Source organism: Limnobacter sp. UBA3528, from assembly GCF_002377005.1.
Lineage (GTDB): Bacteria > Pseudomonadota > Gammaproteobacteria > Burkholderiales > Burkholderiaceae_B > Limnobacter.
In genome coordinates this window covers 1-19,250 of sequence record NZ_DFOZ01000038.1, presented here as the reverse complement: position 1 = coordinate 19,250, position 19,250 = coordinate 1, and the positions used below count along the sequence as shown (strand labels likewise).

Sequence of the window (19,250 nt, the reverse complement as noted above, 5' to 3'; positions counted from 1 at the left end):
TTACTGCTGCGAACCTTGCTGTAGCGAGTTCAGGTGCTCATGCAAAATACGGCGAATTTCTACAATGGCCTCGGGTTTTTCCTGCACGCTGTGCCACGAGTTAACCACGAGTTCGGAGGCCGCACCCTCCAGTTTTGCGCTGGCATAGGGCACCACGCCATCGCTGCTGGCTTCCAGTATCACGCCCGGTGTGTCGTTGCCCATAATCGAGTGGTAGCTTACCTTGTCTGAAATTGGCAGCTTTGATGATTCCCGAACAAAGGGGTCTTGATCGCTGAGGTTTTTAATGCTGTTGATCGATCCAACCAAAGGTTCGTCAGACGCCTCATCCGGGTTCACCAACAGCTGACCAATTTCAGTGACTCGGCTTAGTACGGTGGCAGGCAAGCGAATAAGCCCCGATACAAAGCGTGCAAAACGATTTTCTGCGTAAGGTGTTCCGCGATGGGGTGCTGCAATGAATATGGCGCGTGTGGGTTGCGGCATTGCCTTGAAAATCACGTAAGGCTCAATTTTCTGGCGCAGCTTTTTTTCGCGTTGCGCTGAAATGTTGTAGCGGTCCAGCACAGATTCCCACAACTGATCACCCGAGTTCGACACCATCAACCGCGCCAATACGCCACCCATGCTGTGACCAATCAGGACCATGTCTTTAGAGGCCCTGCGGTTACCCTGAGGGTCAAAGTTTCTCAGTGTTGCATTCACTGCTTCGCGAATTTCGCGGTTGTTGAAAGGCAGTGGCAAATTGGTGGGGTAATACACTTGCCAAATTTGATAATTCTGGCGAAGTTGCTCATCACCCAATACTTCGTTGGCCACGTTAACCCAAGCTTCCGGGCTGCTGGCCAGGCCGTGCAGCATCAGAATCACGCGCCGATTTGGGTCGAAAGGCTGCATCAAGTAAATGCGGGGTTTGTCCAGCGTTTCGCTGCGGCCAATCAATGACAACAAACTTTCTTGCGCAAAACCCGAGCGTGCAAGCCACAGCCCGTAGCCAGACGTGAAATTTGCAGCCAAGGGTACGCGTATGCCGCGAACATCCACACTTGAATTCCGGTGAGGGTCAAAGCCTTGCAGCTCCACGCGCCGACCTTCCAAAACCGACTCAATGCTGTTGCCGGGAAAGCGCAGCATCACGGTAATGGATGGGAACGGTGTTTCGCTCCAGGGTTTGTTTTCATCTTCCTGCTTTACCACGCTGTCGGCAAACACGGCCACCAGCTCTGCGCCCAAACCATCACGGCGATACTGGTTACGCAAACCCTTGAAGGTGAGCGATGATGCAGCAACCAGCTCATTGGGCAATTGACCTTTGTGGCTCAGGCTGATGCCAGCTGTGCTGCCACTGACCTGCCATGGGTCGAACTGGAGCAGATAGGTTTTTTCTTCTGAAACTGATTTTTCAAGTTGGTCGCGGTAGCGATTGAACAAACCCACCACGGCCTGTTGAGTTGAAAAATTGTAGTAGTCACGAACCTGTGCTTGCCGGTCTTCCAATGCACGCAGATCAGGGGTGCGGCTGGTGAAAAACAAATAGGCATAAGCATGCTTGGCGCTTTCAAGGTAAGCCGACAGCGTGGCGGCTTTCAGTGCGTCGTTGGCGGGCTCCAGTTTCTGGGCTTCTTCATTTTGCAGGGCCTCCTGCAGCCAGAGTTCGGAAATGGTGGACAGGCGTTGTTCATCGCTTAAGCCAATGGAGGCAATCAGCACTTTTCTGCATTCGGAAATATTGGTGTTGCAGCGCGCCTCATCGGTACCCACCACTTGCAAGGCAGTTCGCGCCGATGCGCTGAGCTTGCCGGTGGTGAGTACATCGCCCCTGCGGGCTGACAGATAATCTTCCGAGCTGACCGAGCCCACGCTGACCATGGCGCAGCCCGACACCGACAGTGCGAGCAGAGTGGCAATGGCCAGGCGAGGGAAGTTGAACATGTGCTGCAATGGGTTTGGTTGAAGACCTTGATTCTACGCGTGGTTTGGTAAAGTTTGGTCGCGCCCCTGCGACGATATGTCGCAGCCTGATCTTACCACTTCACCTCAACACCCGCATACACGCTTCTGCCTTCACCCGGCGCAAATTGTGCTGAATCCGCACCATTCGCATTCACAATCACACCCGTGGTGGCGGCATACACCTTGTCGGTCAAATTGCGGGCATCCACAAACACGCGCAAGGTGTCGCTGAACTTGTACGATGCATTCAATCCAAGCAACAGGTAAGGATCTGTTGACAAGGTGTTCGTCAAATCCACAAAGTAGCCTTGCGGCACGTATTCAATGTTGGGTGACAGGGTCCAGCCCAAAGTGTTGGCGTAGTCCAGTTTGGCCCGCACATACTGCTCAGGAATGCCTGGTATGGCTGCATTGCCATACACAGGGTCCTGGTCAAAACGGAAGCGGCCAAAGGTGTAAGCCAGTTGCCAGTTCAAGGTATCGCCAGTTTGTATCCAGTCGCGTGCAAAAGGCCCGGCGAGACCAATTTCTACCCCTTGGTGCACTGTATTGTCTGCATTCAGAATGGCACTCAAGCCCGGCACAAGTGGGTTGAGTTGGTAGCTCACAAACTCATTGTTCAACTGGCTGTAGTAAGCGCTGATGTCCCAGCGAACTTCACGGGCAACACCGCGAGTTCCCACTTCAAAAGTGCTTGATTCCTGCGCCTCAAGCGCGCGCGTTGGGCTGGTTTCAGAGAATGTGGGTGGCTCGAATGCACGGCTGAAATTGCCGTATACCTGCACTGTATCTGTGGCTTGCCACAGCAGGCCGGTTTTTGGGCTGAACTGTGCATAGCGGCGTTGGTAACTGCCGTCGCCATCGCTTAAAAACTGATCGTCTGCCGTGCGTTTGGCGTGGGTCCATTGCAGGCCGTTGATCCATTGCAAAGTATCAGTGAGGAGCAATCGGCTTTCGCCGTACAGTTCCATGTTGTGGGCTTTCTGGTCCTCGTAGCTTCGAAGGCTGATTCGATCGCCGCGCACATGGTTGAATATTCGTGCCTCGGTAACGCCGTGCACCAGGTTGTAACCCAAGGTGGTGTCGTGTCGCAAACCCCACAATTCGCCTTGCGCAATCCGGTTGCCAAACGTACCTACATCTCGGGTTTGCTGGTCAATCAAACCAAAACTCAGTGGGTGGTACAGGTTTTTGTCCACCGCATACACGCCGGCGTTGTACTCCACACCTGCTGGCGAAATCCAGGTGGTTTTGTTGGCAATCCGTGTAATCAAAAAGTCGCGTTGTGAATTCGTATTGGCCGAGGCAGCATTGGCCTGTGTGGGGTCGGTTTGTAACTGCGCTTTGCTCAGGTTACCCGGTAACTCCTGGTTCATGTCGCCGTGAATCACATAGAAACGGGTTTCCAGTTGGGGTGAAACTTTCAAGCCTGCATTGGCATTCAATCGCGTGTTTTTTTGCCCGCTGAATTGCCGAAATCCGTCAGACCTCAATTGCGAAAGCGACGCAAAATAATCCCAATCGCCCAGCACATCGCCAGTTTTGAATTGCGCGCGCGCAAATTCATGGCTGCCGGTATCCAGGCGCAACTGGCTGTTGGGTGTGGTGTAGCCTGTGGGCGTTACAAAATTGATTGCTCCGCCCAAACTGGCTGCACCGTACTGCAAGGCGTTCGCTCCTTTGTACACCTCAACGTGTTGCAGGGCCAGTGGGTCAATGTCCTGAAAATCAGAGCCACCATCGGCCAGGTTGATCGGTATGCCATCTTGAAGCAGGCGAATGCCGCGCATGTGAAAGGTGCGCGACAAGCCCGAGCCCCGAATGCTGAGCCGTGCTTCTTCATTCACTCGGCTTTGGGCAAACACGCCCGGCGTAAAGTCCAGCATGTCTTTGATGGTCACAGCCTTACCTGCTTCAAAGTTTTCAGCCTCGACCACGGCGGTGCCGCCAGCGGTCTGGTTCAGTTTTTCTTTGGCCACTTGCACGCTGGCTGCACTCAGTGCCTCGCGTTGGGCCTGAACTTCCACGCCATTCAGCGTGGGGTTTGCAAATACCGGTTGTGCCAGTGGTGCAAAAGCCAACAGCAGGCACGTTGACAGGGTGGTCAGTTTGAAAGAAGCATGAGCGCGCATCGCATAGTCCGGGCAAGATCAACCAGCACGCTTTATACGCCACGGCCCGCACTGCGAGAATGCGGCATATTGTCGCAGCCGGGTTGCAAGCTCAACAATTTCGAGGCAATGAAGCAAGAAGCCACTTAGAATGTGAGCATGAAAACAAGCCCGTTTCCCGACCACCGTCCCTTCATGCACCTTTGGACTGAAGGCTTGATGGACCAAAGCGATTTGTCCGTTCGTCGCCAGCAAATGGTGACAGTGATGTGGATGCGTACGCTTGCACTGGCCGCCCAGTTTTTGTTGTTGGCAGTGGTTGGCCTGCTGCTGAAGGTCAGCCTGCCCTGGCCAGTGTTGACTGTCATTCTGGGTGCCTTGGTTTTACTCAATGGCATTACTTACATTCGCCTGCGGCAGGGGCATTCGGTGGGCAGCTTTGAAGTGGCGGCCCAATTGTTCGCCGATCTGGCAGCCTTCAGTTTCGTGCTTTATTTCACGGGGGGCGTGACCAATCCGTTTGTGTCGCTTTACTTGCCACTGCTGGGCCTGGCTGCGGCCTTGCTGCCCTGGGCGCAAGTGGCCGTTCTTGCCTTGTTCAGTGTAGTGGCCTACACGGTGTTGATGGGGAGTTACATTCCTTTGGTGCTGGCGAACCCCGACGATGGCGTGCACTTTCACCTGGTGGGCATGTGGCTGAATTTCCTGGTCAGTGTGTTGATTCTGGTGGGTTTTGTGGCGCGGTTGAGTTCATCGATTCGCAATCGCGATCAAGCCTTGGGGCGCGCGCAGCAAAGGCTGGCCAGTGAGTCCCGTTTGGCGGCGCTGGGCAATCAGGCGGCTTCCATTGCACACCAGTTGGGTACGCCAGTGTCTACAATTGCCACCATTGTTTCCGACTGGAAGAACGACCCTGCCATGCATGCGCAGGCGCGGGAAATGAACATTCTCAGTGCACAGGTTCAATCCATCACCGACACCCTGGGGCAACTTCGGGATCAAATTGAAGTCAACCCGCGTCACAATGCTGACGCGCAAATGATCAAGCCAAGCGAATGGCTTCAGGCCACCTTGGGCATTTGGCGAACACGCAACCCGCAACATGAAGTGCGATTAATGCCCAGCATTGCCTCCATTGCAGGCGAGTTTAAAGTGCGCAAGGAGTTGTTGGAATTGGGCTTGATTACCTTGCTCGACAACGCGGCACAAAGCCAGCAACGCGCATCGGTCAGTGAGCCGCTTCAGGTGGGCATGCAATGCGATGAAGTCAGTATGACTTTGTTTGTGAACGACGCGGGACAGGGTATTGATACGGATTTATTGCCCAAGATAGGACAGCAATTGTTTCAGGCCAACGGTCAGGGCATGGGTCTGTTTCTTCTGGCCAACCTGCTGGAGCGCGAGGGCGGCAAGCTGGGGCTGCGGAATTTGAACCCTGGTGTTTGCGCCAGCTTAAGCTTGCCGGTGTTGCAGCAATGACGCGTTCAATTCTGATTGTGGACGACGATGAGGCGTTTGCCAGCACCTTGGCCTTGTCGTTTGAGCGCAAGGGATTCAAGGCCAGTGTGGCGCTGAACAAAGAGCAGGCCATGCTGGTAGCAGGGCAACAGCAATTCACAGACATGACGCTTGATTTGAATTTGGGCGAACAATCTGGCTTACAGCTGATTACACAGCTTCGCGGTTTGCAGCCGAATGCGAATATTTTGATATTGACTGGTTATGCCAGCATTGCAACGACTGTTCAGGCAATCAAGCTAGGGGCGGACAATTACCTGGCCAAGCCCGCAGACAGTGCTGCCGTGTTGCGTGCTTTGGACGACGATGCAGGCGCTGACATTTCCCGAGATGATGACCCATCCGACTTTCAACCGATGTCGGTTTCTCGTTTGGAATGGGAGCACATTCAGCGGGTGCTCAATGAACACGATGGCAATGTGTCGGCCACCGCGCGTGCGCTGAACATGCACCGGCGAACTTTGCAGCGCAAGCTGGCGAAGCGGCCTGTGGGGCGATAGATGACCTGTCGCTGCTGCAATCGCCAACCCATTCGCTCAACACACTCAGGTCGCAATGCCCTCGCTGCGCCGATCAAGAAAACCTGCCCTTGGTGTTGAATTCACCGTCCGTTCGGCAAGGCCGAAAGCGCAGCCCGCCCGCTGTTTAGCGGGTGCGCTTAGGGCGGTTAATCAATAACAAGGGGGTATTCAGGTTTTCTGGCGCAAGGGGGTATGCACCTGAGTGTGTCAAGCGAAATGGTGATGACGACTTAAAACCTCACATTAATCCCCGCCACCACCTGCCGCTGCCTGCCCGGTTGAATACCGTTCGTGCGCGCTGCAATGTATTGCTTGTCGGTCAAGTTCTCTGCATTCAGAAAATAGCTGACATTGCTTCCTGCTGGCTTAAAGCTCACAGAGGCATTCAGCAAAGTGACCGCTTCAATTTCTCCGAACAGGCCGCAGAACAGGTCATTGGCCGGGTCTTCCCCGTTGGGGCAAAAGCCCAGCGGCTCGGTTCCGCCAAAGTTTTCGGTGTTGGCAAACTGCTTGCTGACATGCGTTGCACCAACCCGGGCATTCCATTGTTCAGTCTCATACGACAAATTCAAGGCCAAGGTGTGCTTCGGCGCGTAGGGCAAGCGGTTGCCTGCCTGATATGTACCGTATCCATCCTCGCCTTCACCGCCCACCACGCCCGAGTTCTTGAACTCCGCTGTGAACAGATTGGTGTAGGCCATACCGACAAAAAATGGATTGGCTTTCGCGTTGAACAATTCGCCCAGGTTCAAGCGCCCGGCCAACTCAAATCCGGTGTGTTGCGCTTTGCCTTCGTTTCGGAAGAAGCCGCCTGAATTGACAACAATGTCTTCAATGTCCAGATTGAAGAATGTTGCTTCATAAGATCCGGCACGTACATTGCCCCGAATACCCAGTTCAGCCACCGTGGCCAGCTCGGGGGTCACGCGCTGAAGCATGTCGTTTTCAATGTCGCGGTCTGGGCGGGGCGGGGCAAAGCCGCGGTGTACGCCGCCAAATACTGTCGCATTCTCCAGTCCGTTCCAGGTAAAACCAATGCCGGGCAGGGTCTCGGTTTCGCTGGTGTCCAACATGTCTTCCTGCTGAAAATTGGCTGTGCCGGGCACACCGGAAAACAGCACCTTGGTCTGTTCAATTTGCTCCACGCGTACGCCAGGTGTGAGTGTCCAGTTGCCCATCAGGAATGTGTTTTGTGCAAAAAATGCAGTGGCCTCTACATCGGCCAGCAGGCGCTCATCCGCCTCGGGTGTGGTGTCGGCGAAGTTGTCAAACTCAAACTTTTTCCGGTCAATGTCTTCGGTGTGGTAACGCATCCCGATGATGGTTTCACTGGGTACACCAAAAGCAGAATGGGTGAACTCAAGCTTTGGCTCAATGCCGAACACATCGTATTGGCGGGGTCGTGTTGCAAATTCGGTTTCCAGCTCGCCCAGGCCAATCGTGGCTGGGTCCATGGGGTCAAACGCCGACTCGAATTCTCGCGAGCGCAAAGAAGTTCTGTCCGTTTTGGTGTGGTAAACCTGCGTGGTTAGGCGGGCACGTTCATCCAACTGCCAGCCATGAATCAACTGAATGGTATCGCGGTCCATGACATAGCGCTCACCTTCGGTACCGGGCACTGAGTAGGGGTCGCGCAAATACTCTTGCGCAGTAAGCCCGGTTTCGCTGAACAGCGAATCCTCTTCAAACCGGGTGTACTTCGCCGTCAGGGTGTGCGCACTGTTGATATTCAACTGGCCTTTAATGGTCACATCTTGTACATCAAACTCATGTTGTGCGCGAATGCCATCACCTTGGCGCTTGAGCAAATCAATCATGATGCCGCCGCGTTCTGAACCCGTGCCCAGGTTCAAATGTGTACCGCGATAGCCCTCGTTGCCCAGTGACAATTTCGCTGAGCCTTCAAAGCCCTCTCTCGGCACGGGTTTCGTCACGAAGTTGATCATGCCGCCCAGCGTTTGCGGACCATACAGAATTTGCCCCGATCCTTTCAGCACTTCCACGCGCTCCAGTCGTTCCAGCGGTGTGGAGTAATGCGCCGAGGGGTCGCCATAGGGCGCAAAAAATACAGTGGGCGCACCGTCTTCCAGCAGCAGTGTTCGGGAACTGCGTCGTGGGTTCAGCCCGCGCAACCCAATATTCAAGTGAGTGCCCGCAGCGTCTTCTGACACCGCATGTAAACCAGGTACTTCGCGAACCAGTTCGAGAATGGAAAAGGGCTCGCGCTTGTCCAGGTCTTCCCGTGTCATCACATTTGACGAACCGGGCAAGTTCTCAATGTTGGAAGGCAAAATGCTGTTGCCCGACACCTCGACTCCTGGCAATGCGTTGTTTTGCGCCAAGGCAAAACCGCCATGTCCCATCATGATCAGCACAGCACTGGTGATGGTTGTTCTTTTGAATCTGTTCATGTCCTTCCTCTCAGAATTTTTTTATGTTCTAAGGTCAGTGTAGAAATCGGGCGCAGACTTCTCTAGGGAACTTTTCCCGAAAATATGCGTAATACGGGGAACTTTAACGGCGTGATAGGCTCCTTCTATGGGACCGTTCGATTAACCTTTACAACAATAGACACCGACATGACAGCAACCACCATCCAATGGATTGCCGCCTTTCTCTTTGCCGGCGCGCTTATTCACACTTTTTCTGCCAGCTACTTTGAGCGCCTGGCCCATCACAGCAAGCACCACAGCGGGCTATTTCACCTGCTGGGTGAAGTAGAGGCCGTGTTTGGTATTTGGGCCCTGTTTTTGGTCATTGCCATGGCTTTCTCAGTCAACCTCGACTCCGCAGTGGAGTATGTCGATACCCGCCATTACACCGAGCCTTTGTTTGTGTTTGTGATCATGGTGGTGGCGGCCAGCCGCCCTGTGCTGGATGCCTCCCGTTTGTTGGTAGAGGGGTTGGCCCGATTGATGCCCGTGAACAAAGGTGTTGCATTCACCTGGCTTGGTCTGTTCATGGTGCCCTTGTTGGGCAGTTTCATCACTGAGCCCGCCGCCATGACTTTGGCTGCATTGCTGCTGCGTGATGTACTCTTTTCAAAAGCTGTCCCCAACTTCATCCGCTACTGGGGCTTGGGCGTGCTGTTTGTGAACATCTCGATTGGCGGCGTGCTCACCTCGTTTGCGGCACCGCCCGTGTTGATGGTCGCTGGCACCTGGGGTTGGGACACGCCATTCATGATGGTTAACTTTGGATGGAAAGCTGCCATTGGCGTGTTCATCAATGCCACCGTGTTCATCTTCTTTGCTGCCAAGCATCTGGGTGCAGAAGTCAAAACACCGGAAGCCTTGGGTGAAGATGGTCAACCTTTGGCGCCCGTGCCCTGGTGGGCCATGGTGATCCACCTCGCGTTTCTGGGTGCAGTCGTATATTTCGCACACCACCCCGCCGTATTCATGGGTGTTTTCCTGTTCTTCCTGGGTTTCACTGCGGCTTACAACACCTTCCAGTCGCGCCTGCTGTTGAAAGAAGGTTTGCTGGTCGCATTCTTCCTGGCCGGTTTGGTGGTGTTGGGTGGTATGCAACAGTGGTGGCTGCAGCCCGCGGTCAGCGACCTGGACGACGGTGTGCTGTTCATGGCCGCTATGGCACTTACGGCGATTACCGACAATGCGGCTTTGACGTACCTTGGTTCTCTGATTGAAGGCACCTCCGAGAGTTTCCGCTATGCCTTGGTGGCTGGTGCGGTGGCGGGCGGTGGCCTTACCGTGATTGCCAACGCGCCCAATCCAGCGGGTTTGTCATTGCTCAAGCGCCAGTTCCCCGATGAAGCCGTATCGGCCGGTGGTTTGCTTGCCGGGGCCTTGGGTCCCACAGCGGTAGCAGCACTTTGCTTCTGGTATTTGTAGATCATTCAAGGTCCAATAAAAAAAGCCCCTGTGCGCAATACACAGGGGCTTTTTTATTGCACTAATTGCTTATCGACTGAACGGGCTGATGCCGATCAAGTGAACATGCAGCCAGGCCGCAAAAACCAGCCAGGCCAGTACACCTACCACCACGGTCATCAAGGTGCCCACCATGGTGGGGCCGTCACCTGCAAAACCCATGGGAATGGCGCGCCGGCGTGCCGTTTTGAACAGCAACACGGCCCAAACCAAAAATGACCCAAACAAAATAATATCGGCCAGGGTGCCATTGGCGATCAAATGCGCCAGTGCCCACACCTTCACTGACAAGGTCATGGGGTGCTGCAACTTCGCCTTGATGTGATTGGTGGGCACATAACAGGCCGCCAGCATAATGAAAGAAACCAGCATGAGCAGTGCCGCGATGTGGCGCATTGCCGCTGGCGGGTTCCAAACAAAAACAGGGTCAAGCCTGGCCTGGCCGTAGCCGTATACAATCAGCACCAAGCCTATGATTGATACCGCTGTGTAAATGCCCCGGTACTTGCCTTTACCGAGTCTCGCAATCATGCCCGACCGGCGTTGGTCGTCTGGAATTCGAGTCGCATGCATGCCTAAAAAAAGCGCCAACCCGGCGACCAAGATCAACAAGCCCATTCAGTTCTCCTTTTTGTAGTGAACCGATTATGTCACAGGCTTACGCTGCGCGCCGTACTGCCGGTTTGGGTGCGAAGGTACCCAGCGATTCGGGCTTGGGCAACAGACGTTCAAGCCACTTTGGTATTTGTTTCAAACCCAATACATTGTCCTCACGCACCCCGCCCTCGGTAAACACGCGGGTGCCCATGAGGTAATCAAACCACGGGCGCGTGACGCACCAATTCGCACCAGGGTTGTTGCCCATGTGGTGGTCGAAGTGCCAAGGCACGCGTTGTTCGCCCCAGGCGGGGTTCATGTGACTTTTTTTGTGAACCCGGTAGTAATTCAGACTGCTGTACCAAAGTGTGCCGACAAAAAATGGCGCTACCGGAAACAAAGGGGCTACAGCCACCGCACTGGCAATCAAGGCCCAAGCCTCTTTGCCCTGCGCGTGCATCCCCAAGGGAAAGCGCTCGTAGTTCGGGTCGTAGTAGCCATGCTCACGCACCTCCTTGTGGTGCTCATGAAAATGAAAAGCCCAAAATGTACCGCGCTTCTTGCCCATGCCGTGCAGCACATACTTGTGTATGCCCCATTCCACAGCATTGGCGGTTAACAGCCCCAAAGGAATTCCCAACATGTGCGTCTCCGTTTTATTGTGCAATCAGGCGTGGCCAAGAGCGGCGTTTAATGCACGGCTGCCAAGTTCCACGTGTTGTCTCGCCAGTACTTCGCAGCGCCGCTGTTCCCCGGCCTCAATGGCCTGTGCAAGCTGAGCCAGCGTATTGATATCGCGAAATTCGTCTTGCATCACCAGGGTCAGAGTGTGCCAGGCGGCCAGGTAGGTTTGATTCATGGAATTGAAAGCCAGCTTGAACACCACATTGCCGCTGCCTTGCACCACCAAAGCCCAAAAATCAAAGGCCAGTTGCTGCAGCCTTGGCAGTTCGCTGGTGGTTTGCATTTCCGCAATCACGGGTTTCAGTGTGTCGGCCAGTGTTTTGCCGCCGTGCTGCGCAGCTTGCCCGGCCACCACAGGCGCCAAAGCCTTGCGCAGGGCCACAATGCCACGGGCCACTTCCAGGTTGATTTGGCCTTGGGTATTTACCATCAGGCCGGACAGCAGTTCCAGGCCACCCTCGGCTTCAAAGTTCTCAACCTGGGTGGCACCACCATGGCGTACCCGAACCAGTCGGGCCTGTTGCAAACGCTTGATTGCCTCGCGAACGGCACCCCTGTTCACCCCCAGGGTTTCAGAGAGCTCGCGCTCCGAGGGCAATTCGGCTCCAACTGGTAATACCTTTTTAAGAATCCGATCACGAAGTTGGGTGTAAACCTGCTCAGATATCGATGTTTTCTGAATAATTTCCATGGCTTGCCTAATTACACAGCAATTAATTTTTAACTGGTCAACTGATCATACCAGTTAAAAATTGCCAAAAGCAACTCAAACTACCCAACTGTTCAAGCGAGTTGGCAAGCCATCAGCAAAGGGCAAAGTGTCGTTTCAATAAAGTGCAGTTTTGGGTGACTGTTGCGGGTAATCAATGCGATTTGTCGGCTTGGTGCCGGGGCGGCCAGTGCAATCTGTTTGACTTCCGTGTTGTTCAGCAAACCCGCTTGTATGGCCATGTCGGGTAACAAGGCACAGCCCAGCCCCGAATTAACCAGTTGAACCATGGTGCTCAAACTGCTGGCCTCAATGAGGTTGTCGTCGTGGCTGCTCCCATCCCGCTGTTTGGTGCTGCATGCCGATACGGTGTGGTCGCGCAGGCAATGTCCTTTTTCAAGCAGCAGCAATCGGCGCGTGTCCACGTCGCGCAGGCGTACACCGGCGGTTTTGCAAAGGGGGTCGTTTCGGTGGGCCACCAGGCGCAAGGGTTCTTCAAATAGCGGAAAAGCTTTCAGTTTGCCCAAGTCGATCGGCAGGGCAATCAGCGCGGCATCCAGGTCGCCCTGTTCCAGTTCCTGCAACAGGGCTGCGGTTTGGCTTTCGCGCACGCGAAGCGCCAACTGTGGCAAGTCAGCGTTGGTTTTGCGTAAAATTGAACCGAGTAAAAAGGGCGCGATCGTGGGTATCACCCCCAGGCGAAATTCTCCACTGGCTGGGTCTGCGGCCATTTGAGCCCGTACCATCAGGTCACGGCTGGCCGACAAAATACTTTGTGCACGCTGCGCCACCTCAATACCGACTGGTGTTAACGCTACGCGCTGGCGGTCTCGTTCCACCAGTTGCACGCCAAGTGTGCGTTCCAGTTCTGCAATGCCACCCGACAACGTCGACTGCGTAACAAAGCACAACTCGGCCGCTCGGGTAAAGTTCAGTGTTTCAGCCACAGCCAGCAAATAGCTGAGCTGCTTCAATGACAGGGCGCTGGCTTGTGTATTCAGTGTACTCATTCCTTGGTTATCGACATTTCCGCTTGCTTTCATTGTAGCCATTTGTCGTACACTTAACCCATCCAAATCACCGCAGTGCTTTTGTGAACAGCCGCATCAATCCAGCCCAGTTGGCCCGAACAGCGAACGCCACGTTTCTTCGTGAGGCCTTGTCGCGCACGCGCGAACGCACCTTGGGTTTGCTTGAGGATTATGTAGCCGCCCTTGGTTCAGACTGCAAGGTGCCACGACGCCCTGAATTGAACCCGCCGCTTTGGGAGTTGTGCCATGTGGCCTGGTTTCAAGACTGGTGGCTGGCCCGAAATCCCGACTGGGCCTTGGGTGTGAAATGCAATCCCGATGCCCCAAAGCTGGAGTCCCGCTTGTTCAATGCCGATGCGCGCCTGAATTCAAGCACCATTGCGCACGACACCCGCTGGGAAATTGGTTTGCCTGACTTGCAAGGCACCCGCAATTATCTGGCTGCCTCGCTTTGCGACACCTTGAAGTTGCTGGAGCAGGCCGACGCCCTGTGCGCTGCCGACCCAGGTAAAGCAGACCAGTACCTGTATTTTTTCCGCCTGTGTGTGTTGCATGAACAAATGCACAACGAAGCCGCGGTTTTCATGGCCAAGTTACTGAACATCCCATTGCGCCCCCACAATGCGTGCCGGCCTGGCGTGCAGGAATGTGGCGAATCAGTCCAGCTTCGCCTGCCGGCTACACAGTGGACCCTGGGTTGGCAGGGCGAGGGTTTTGCATTCGACAATGAGGTACCCGCCTGTGTGGTTCAGTTGCAGGCGTTCGCCATCGATTCCCGCCCAGTCAGCTGGGCGCAATATCTTGAATTTGTTCAGGCCAGCAATCACCCCATGCCTGTCTTCGTTGCATTTGAAAACGGTGGCTGGATTAATCTGGGCTATGGTCAGCAAACGCCGCTTAATCTGAATGCGCCGGCCGAGAATATCAGTTGGCTCGATGCCCAGGCTTACTGCCAGTGGGCGGGTCGCCGTTTGCCCACCGAGGCTGAATGGGAGTACGCCGCACACACACAACCCGCAATGCAGTGGGGTCAGGTGTGGGAATGGACTGCCAATACTTTTCTGCCCTTCGACGGGTTCAAAATGCACCCTTATGTCGATTACTCCAAACCCTGGTTTCATGACCGAAAGGTATTGAAGGGCGCCAGTTGGGCCACTTCGGCTGAAATGGTCCATCCCAAATACCGAAACTACTTTCAACCGGACCGGCAAGACGTGTTGTCCGGATTCAGGACCTGCGCTGTTAATCGGTAAAAACGATTAACATCAAAGAAATTATCCGTTAGACGAATAATTGAATCTTGGGCAAACTCAAGGTGTATTCAAGCCTTTGCAACACAGGAGCCCGCCATGAGTTTTCATCAAATGACCAAAATTGTGGGTCTGAACATTGCTGACCGGCAGGAGTTAAACGCCATTCGTGCCTTTCGCGCGGTACGTGGCGTGGTGGGCATTCTGATTGCAGCCTTGGGCATGTACCTCATCATCACGCAAGGCGCGCCTGCTGTTTGGGCCGCAGTTCAGTACATTGTGGCCAGCCCCACAAAGTTGCAGGCAGTTGAATTCTCCGCCATTGCCGGTGCTGCCACTGGCCTGGGTGGCATGGCGTTGCTGGTCATGAAGAAAATAGATGACAAAGGTCTGGGTTTGTTCATTGCGATCGCTGGCGGCATGATGGCGGCCGCTGCCGTCATGTCCCTGTTCATTCCCGCCATTCAAACCGAAGGTGCCTTCATGGTAGTGCTGGTGGCTACCGCAGCGGGCTACGGTGTGATGACGGTGCTTGATCAAACCCTGCCGCATGAACACCCCGTGGCGGGTTCAGAAATGGCGGGTTCACAACGATTGCGCATGGCTTTGCTGATGACCATTGCAATTGCCCTGCACAACGTGCCGGAAGGATTTGCAGTGGGTGCCAGTGCTGGCAACTTGAATGGCGCATCGGGCACGGCATTTTCAATTGGTTTGCAAAACATTCCCGAAGGTTTGATTGTGGCCACTGCCTTGTGGAGTATTGGCGTGCACAAGGCACTTGCTGCCCTGGCCGCTTTGGCCACTGGTTTGGTCGAGCCTGTGGGGGCTGGTTTGGGCGTAATCACTGCCGACTCTTGGGCCATGGGTACACCCGCATCCATGGCGTTCGCCGCCGGTGCAATGGCCTTTGTGGTGTGCAATGAAATGATTCCGGAGAGCATCAAAATGACTGGAAAACTGAAAACAATCTACACGGCCGGTGTATCCACCGTGCTTACAGCCATTGCTTTGGGCTGGATGGGAGCGTAATCCCGCAAGGTGTCATGTAAGCAGGTAATAATGGGCGTTCATTGCTCAGGATTGCTTTCACCATGCGTGTGTTTTTTGTCGTGTCACTTTTTTCCATCCTTGCGGCATGCTCATCCAGCAGCCTGCCGCCCGCCGGGCTGATTGCCTACAGCTGCGTGGCTGGTGAGGCACTGCACTTAATGGCGTTTGATCCGCACCCCACGCGCCGCGCTTGGGCGACCCTGGGTGGCAGTGGCCAAAAGGGCGAGACGCCGGCACAAACTGCCATTCGCGAATTCACGGAAGAATCCAATTGTGCATACCGCAGCGCTGAGCTGGATGCCAGTCAAATGCAAGGCCCTTCGATTTCACCCGGCGTGCCGTTTCACCTGTATACCGCACAGGTTCCTTTCAAGTCAGTCGATGAGATCGCCCAAACACGCCAGTGCGTAGACATCGAACGCAGTCAGTGGGTTTGGGTGCGGCATCTTGATTTGGTGCGTGCCATTAATCAGCACACAGAAGCGGCGCAAGATCCACTCACCGTGCCCACCGTTCAAGGTCAGCCTGCACAAGTGCCCTTGTGGAGCCGGGGCGTTGAGTCGCTGAAAAAAGCCTTGCAAGACGGCGTGCTGCCCGAAACCATCAACTGCAGCGCCACGCAACTTTCTTGAAATAAACGACGCCTTATTCAGCAAAGGCAAAGCTTTGCATCGACAAGGCTTTGTAGCGAATATCCTCGGGTAGCACATGCACTTTGAAGTGCTTGGTTGCTGCACCCATTGCGAAGGGCAGGGGCAGGTAATGGTCATCGTCTGGGTGAGCCCGTGCAAAGTGCGGTGCTTCAAGCGTCGCGCGCGCAATCGCCTTGCTGTCTCCTGCCTGCAAACGTTCCTGAATCCAGGCATTGAACTCGCGGACATAAGGCAGGTTTTCCGCCAGCGAAGTATCGCCTGTTTTGGCAGCACGCATGTCCATGTCATCGAAGTTGTGTGTCAGGCTGCCACTGCCCATCACCACAGCGTTGTTTTTGCGGGCAAATTCACCGACCAATGCACCAACTGTCAATGCAGTATCTCCAGTCCAGTCCACAGGCATGCTGAGTTGCAGCATGGGTGGGCCACCATTTGGAAACAGGTGAATGTAAGGCACCCAGGCCCCGTGATCAAAACCTTGCTGCGGGCGCAGTGCTGTTGCAAAGCGCTGTTCGCCCAAGTGCGCAGCCAACTGCGAAGCCAGTTCAGGTGCCCCGCAAATTTCCGGCTTCAGCGCGTACAGCTGCTTGGGAAAACCATAAAAATCGTGAACAATCACAGGGGCTTCGTGGCTGGTCACCGCCAGTTGAGCGCTGCGCCAATGCGGACTCAGCACAATCAGTGCGCGCGTACCTTGGGCAATCAGGCGTTGCCCCAGGGTTTCCAGGGCCTGACCGGGCAAGCCGGGCTCCAGTGCAAAGGTGGGCGCGCCGTGGCTGACAAAAATTGAATGAATGGTTTGGCTCATGGTCGAAAGGCGTTTGTCATCGTGTTGACCTAGATTAACGCGACTATCTTTCCAGATCGAGGTAACTTTTTTGTACGACTCGCCGAAACTAACTGTACAAGTTGCCCAGACCATGCATTATTGGCAACACACTGCGTAGAAAAACCAAGGAATTGAAATGAAAAAAATTGTTCTGCTGCTTATCGTTGCAGCTGTTGTGGCGGTGTTTGCCTTCGATCTTCACAGTTTGCTCACACTCGACAGCCTGAAAAGCCGTCTGGAGCAGTTTCGTGAATTCCAGACCGAATCGCCTTGGCTGGTTGCTGGTGTGTTCTTTGCAGCCTATGTCGTCGTTACCGCCTTTTCAATTCCAGGTGCCGCAGTGATGACCTTGGCCGCTGGCGCCTTGTTTGGCTTGCTGCAAGGTTTGATTTTGGTGTCGTTTGCCTCCACCATTGGTGCCACGCTCGCCTTCATTGGTGCGCGTTACCTGCTGCGCGATTCTGTGCAAGCCAAATTCGGCAACCGTTTAAAGGCGATCAATGAAGGCGTCGAAAAAGAGGGCGCTTTTTACCTGTTCACACTGCGCCTGGTGCCAGTGTTTCCGTTTTTTCTGATCAACTTGCTCATGGGTTTGACCAGCATGAAGGCCTTCACCTTCTTCTGGGTCAGCCAGCTTGGCATGTTTGCAGGCACCGTGGTGTACGTGAACGCGGGCACCGAACTTGCAAAAATTGACAGCCTGGCCGGCATACTTTCGCCAGGCCTGATTCTTTCATTCGTGTTGCTGGGAATTTTCCCGCTGATCGCGAAAAAAGTGACCGACAAAATCAAGGCCCGCAAGGTGTACGCCCAGTGGACCAAACCGGTTAAGTTTGATCGCAATATGGTGGTCATTGGTGCTGGTGCTGCCGGCTTGGTGAGTTCCTACATTGCAGCCGCTGTGAAGGCCAAAGTGACGCTGGTAGAAGCGCACAAAATGGGTGGCGACTGCCTGAACTTTGGTTGTGTGCCTTCCAAGGCCATTATCAAAAGTGCAAAGCTGGCCCACCAAATGCGCCACGCCGACAAGTATGGTTTGCATGTAGCCACACCCAGCTTCAGCTTCAAGGCGGTGATGGCCCGAGTGCATGACATCATCAAAGCCATTGAGCCGCACGACAGTGTAGAACGCTACACCGGCTTGGGTGTAGATGTCATTCAGGGCTATGCAACCATTGTTGATCCCTGGACCGTTGAAATCAAACACAACAGCGGCGAAACCAGCCGCCTGACCACACGCAGCATTGTGATTGCCGCTGGCGCGCAGCCCGTGGTGCCGCCTTTGCCCGGTATTGAAACCAGTGGTTACCTGACCAGCGACACTTTGTGGGACGAATTCGCAAAACGCGACGACCTGCCCAAACGTTTGGTCGTACTGGGTGGTGGCCCAATTGGCAGCGAACTGGCGCAGGCCTTTGCACGTTTGGGCTCACAAGTAACCCAGGTTGAACTGGGCGATCGGATCATGGTGCGCGAAGACCCGGAGATTTCCGCCATGGCCATGGACAGCATGCGCGCCGATGGCGTGAATATTTTGACCCAACACAAAGCCGTTCGGTTTGAGCGCAGAGGCGATCAAAAAGTTTTGGTCACCGAACACCAAGGCAACACCGTTGAAATTGAATTTGACGATGTGATTTGCGCAGTGGGTCGCAAAGCGCGCCTGACCGGTTATGGCCTTGAAAAATTGGGTATTGAAACCAACCGCACCGTGGTCACCAACGAATACCTTGAAACCCTGTACCCCAATATTTTTGCAGCAGGCGATGTGGCGGGCCCCTATCAATTTACGCATGTGGCTGCGCACCAAGCGTGGTATGCCTCTGTGAATGCGCTGTTTGGCCATCTTAAAAAATTCAAGGCCGATTATTCAGTCATTCCCTGGACCACTTTTACTGATCCTGAAGTGGCCCGCGTGGGTTTGAATGAACAGGATGCGAAAGAACAAGGCGTTGCCTACGAGGTAACACGCTATGGCATTGACGACCTGGACCGCGCAATCGCCGACAGCGAGGCCCATGGTGTGGTGAAGGTGTTGACTGTGCCTGGCAAAGACAAAATTCTGGGTGTGACCATCGCAGGTGTGCACGCAGGCGATTTGCTGGCCGAGTTTGTTTTGGCCATGAAACACGGTTTGGGTTTGAACAAAATTCTGGGCACCATTCACACTTATCCCACACTGGCCGAGGCCAACAAGTACGCTGCGGGTGAGTGGAAACGGGCGCATGCACCTGAGAAGGTGCTGCTGTGGTTGGGCAAGTACCATGCGTGGCGGTTGGGCTGAGCAGCTGGTTTATTTAGCCGACTCGGCGGTTTTAAGCCAACTCGGCAGTGGGATTGCTTGGGGCGCACTTCAAGAAAACCGCCCCGTTTGAGTTGATTCGCAGCGGTCGGCTTCATGCCGACACCGAGACTCGGCCCGCACTTTTGCCGTATATGGACGCCTCC

At 54.6% G+C, this 19,250-nt stretch carries 15 protein-coding genes; 7 read left to right on the top strand and 8 right to left on the bottom strand.

Annotated features, from left to right (window positions below):
- Together B4N58_RS11320 and B4N58_RS11315 are read right to left on the bottom strand one after the other, a co-directional pair.
- On the bottom strand, nucleotides 1-1,932 hold the full coding sequence (locus B4N58_RS11320; protein ID WP_291749349.1) for an esterase/lipase family protein: 1,932 nt from the start codon (nucleotides 1,930-1,932) through the stop codon (nucleotides 1-3).
- Nucleotides 1,933-2,024: 92 nt separating this feature from the next.
- Nucleotides 2,025-4,085 carry a TonB-dependent receptor family protein gene (locus B4N58_RS11315; RefSeq protein WP_291749346.1) on the bottom strand — a complete coding sequence of 687 codons (2,061 nt, stop codon included), beginning with the start codon at nucleotides 4,083-4,085 and terminating at the stop codon, nucleotides 2,025-2,027.
- A gap of 138 nt (nucleotides 4,086-4,223) precedes the next feature.
- Between B4N58_RS11315 and B4N58_RS11310 the strand changes: the two genes are divergently transcribed.
- Complete coding sequence (locus tag B4N58_RS11310) at nucleotides 4,224-5,543, top strand: HAMP domain-containing histidine kinase (RefSeq protein ID WP_291749343.1); 1,320 nt, start codon at nucleotides 4,224-4,226, stop codon at nucleotides 5,541-5,543.
- Nucleotides 5,540-6,082: a response regulator transcription factor gene (locus B4N58_RS11305; RefSeq protein WP_291749341.1), complete on the top strand. Its 543-nt coding sequence runs from the start codon at nucleotides 5,540-5,542 to the stop codon at nucleotides 6,080-6,082. Before B4N58_RS11310 ends, B4N58_RS11305 begins: the two co-directional genes overlap by 4 nt.
- A gap of 251 nt (nucleotides 6,083-6,333) precedes the next feature.
- On the opposite strand, the gene B4N58_RS11300 is transcribed toward B4N58_RS11305, so the two are convergent.
- On the bottom strand, nucleotides 6,334-8,514 hold the full coding sequence (locus tag B4N58_RS11300) for a TonB-dependent receptor family protein (RefSeq protein WP_291749338.1): 2,181 nt from the start codon (nucleotides 8,512-8,514) through the stop codon (nucleotides 6,334-6,336).
- A 168-nt stretch (nucleotides 8,515-8,682) separates the two neighbouring features.
- Here B4N58_RS11300 and B4N58_RS11295 point away from each other — a divergent pair, with 168 nt between their 5' ends.
- Entirely contained in the window at nucleotides 8,683-9,957 is a 1,275-nt protein-coding gene (locus B4N58_RS11295) for a putative Na+/H+ antiporter (RefSeq protein WP_291749335.1), read from the top strand.
- Between the two features lie 69 nt (nucleotides 9,958-10,026).
- Here the strand turns inward: B4N58_RS11295 and B4N58_RS11290 are convergent, their stop codons facing one another.
- From B4N58_RS11290 to B4N58_RS11275, 4 genes are all read right to left on the bottom strand, one after another.
- Nucleotides 10,027-10,614, bottom strand: a complete 588-nt coding sequence (locus B4N58_RS11290) for an NnrU family protein (protein WP_008247396.1) — start codon at nucleotides 10,612-10,614, stop codon at nucleotides 10,027-10,029.
- A gap of 40 nt (nucleotides 10,615-10,654) precedes the next feature.
- Nucleotides 10,655-11,236, bottom strand: coding sequence for a hypothetical protein (locus tag B4N58_RS11285; protein WP_008247397.1), 582 nt, complete (start codon nucleotides 11,234-11,236; stop codon nucleotides 10,655-10,657).
- A 24-nt stretch (nucleotides 11,237-11,260) separates the two neighbouring features.
- Nucleotides 11,261-11,968 carry a FadR/GntR family transcriptional regulator gene (locus tag B4N58_RS11280; RefSeq protein ID WP_291749332.1) on the bottom strand — a complete coding sequence of 236 codons (708 nt, stop codon included), beginning with the start codon at nucleotides 11,966-11,968 and terminating at the stop codon, nucleotides 11,261-11,263.
- A 92-nt stretch (nucleotides 11,969-12,060) separates the two neighbouring features.
- A complete protein-coding gene (locus B4N58_RS11275) occupies nucleotides 12,061-12,996 on the bottom strand; it encodes a hydrogen peroxide-inducible genes activator (RefSeq protein ID WP_291749328.1) in 936 nt (311 codons plus the stop codon).
- An 83-nt stretch (nucleotides 12,997-13,079) separates the two neighbouring features.
- Between B4N58_RS11275 and senA the strand changes: the two genes are divergently transcribed.
- The 3 genes from senA (at nucleotide 13,080) to B4N58_RS11260 (ending at nucleotide 15,952) form a co-directional block, all read left to right on the top strand.
- Nucleotides 13,080-14,270, top strand: a complete 1,191-nt coding sequence (senA, locus tag B4N58_RS11270; RefSeq protein WP_291749326.1) for a selenoneine synthase SenA — start codon at nucleotides 13,080-13,082, stop codon at nucleotides 14,268-14,270.
- A gap of 96 nt (nucleotides 14,271-14,366) precedes the next feature.
- Nucleotides 14,367-15,299: a ZIP family metal transporter gene (locus B4N58_RS11265; RefSeq protein ID WP_008247401.1), complete on the top strand. Its 933-nt coding sequence runs from the start codon at nucleotides 14,367-14,369 to the stop codon at nucleotides 15,297-15,299.
- A 62-nt stretch (nucleotides 15,300-15,361) separates the two neighbouring features.
- On the top strand, nucleotides 15,362-15,952 hold the full coding sequence (locus tag B4N58_RS11260; RefSeq protein WP_291749323.1) for an NUDIX domain-containing protein: 591 nt from the start codon (nucleotides 15,362-15,364) through the stop codon (nucleotides 15,950-15,952).
- A gap of 13 nt (nucleotides 15,953-15,965) precedes the next feature.
- On the opposite strand, the gene B4N58_RS11255 is transcribed toward B4N58_RS11260, so the two are convergent.
- Nucleotides 15,966-16,781: a DODA-type extradiol aromatic ring-opening family dioxygenase gene (locus tag B4N58_RS11255; RefSeq protein WP_291749320.1), complete on the bottom strand. Its 816-nt coding sequence runs from the start codon at nucleotides 16,779-16,781 to the stop codon at nucleotides 15,966-15,968.
- 157 nt (nucleotides 16,782-16,938) lie between these two features.
- Here B4N58_RS11255 and B4N58_RS11250 point away from each other — a divergent pair, with 157 nt between their 5' ends.
- The gene (locus B4N58_RS11250) at nucleotides 16,939-19,086 is read left to right on the top strand and encodes an FAD-dependent oxidoreductase (protein WP_291749318.1); all 2,148 of its coding nucleotides are present in this window, start codon (nucleotides 16,939-16,941) and stop codon (nucleotides 19,084-19,086) included.
- Nucleotides 19,087-19,250: the final 164 nt, after the last annotated feature.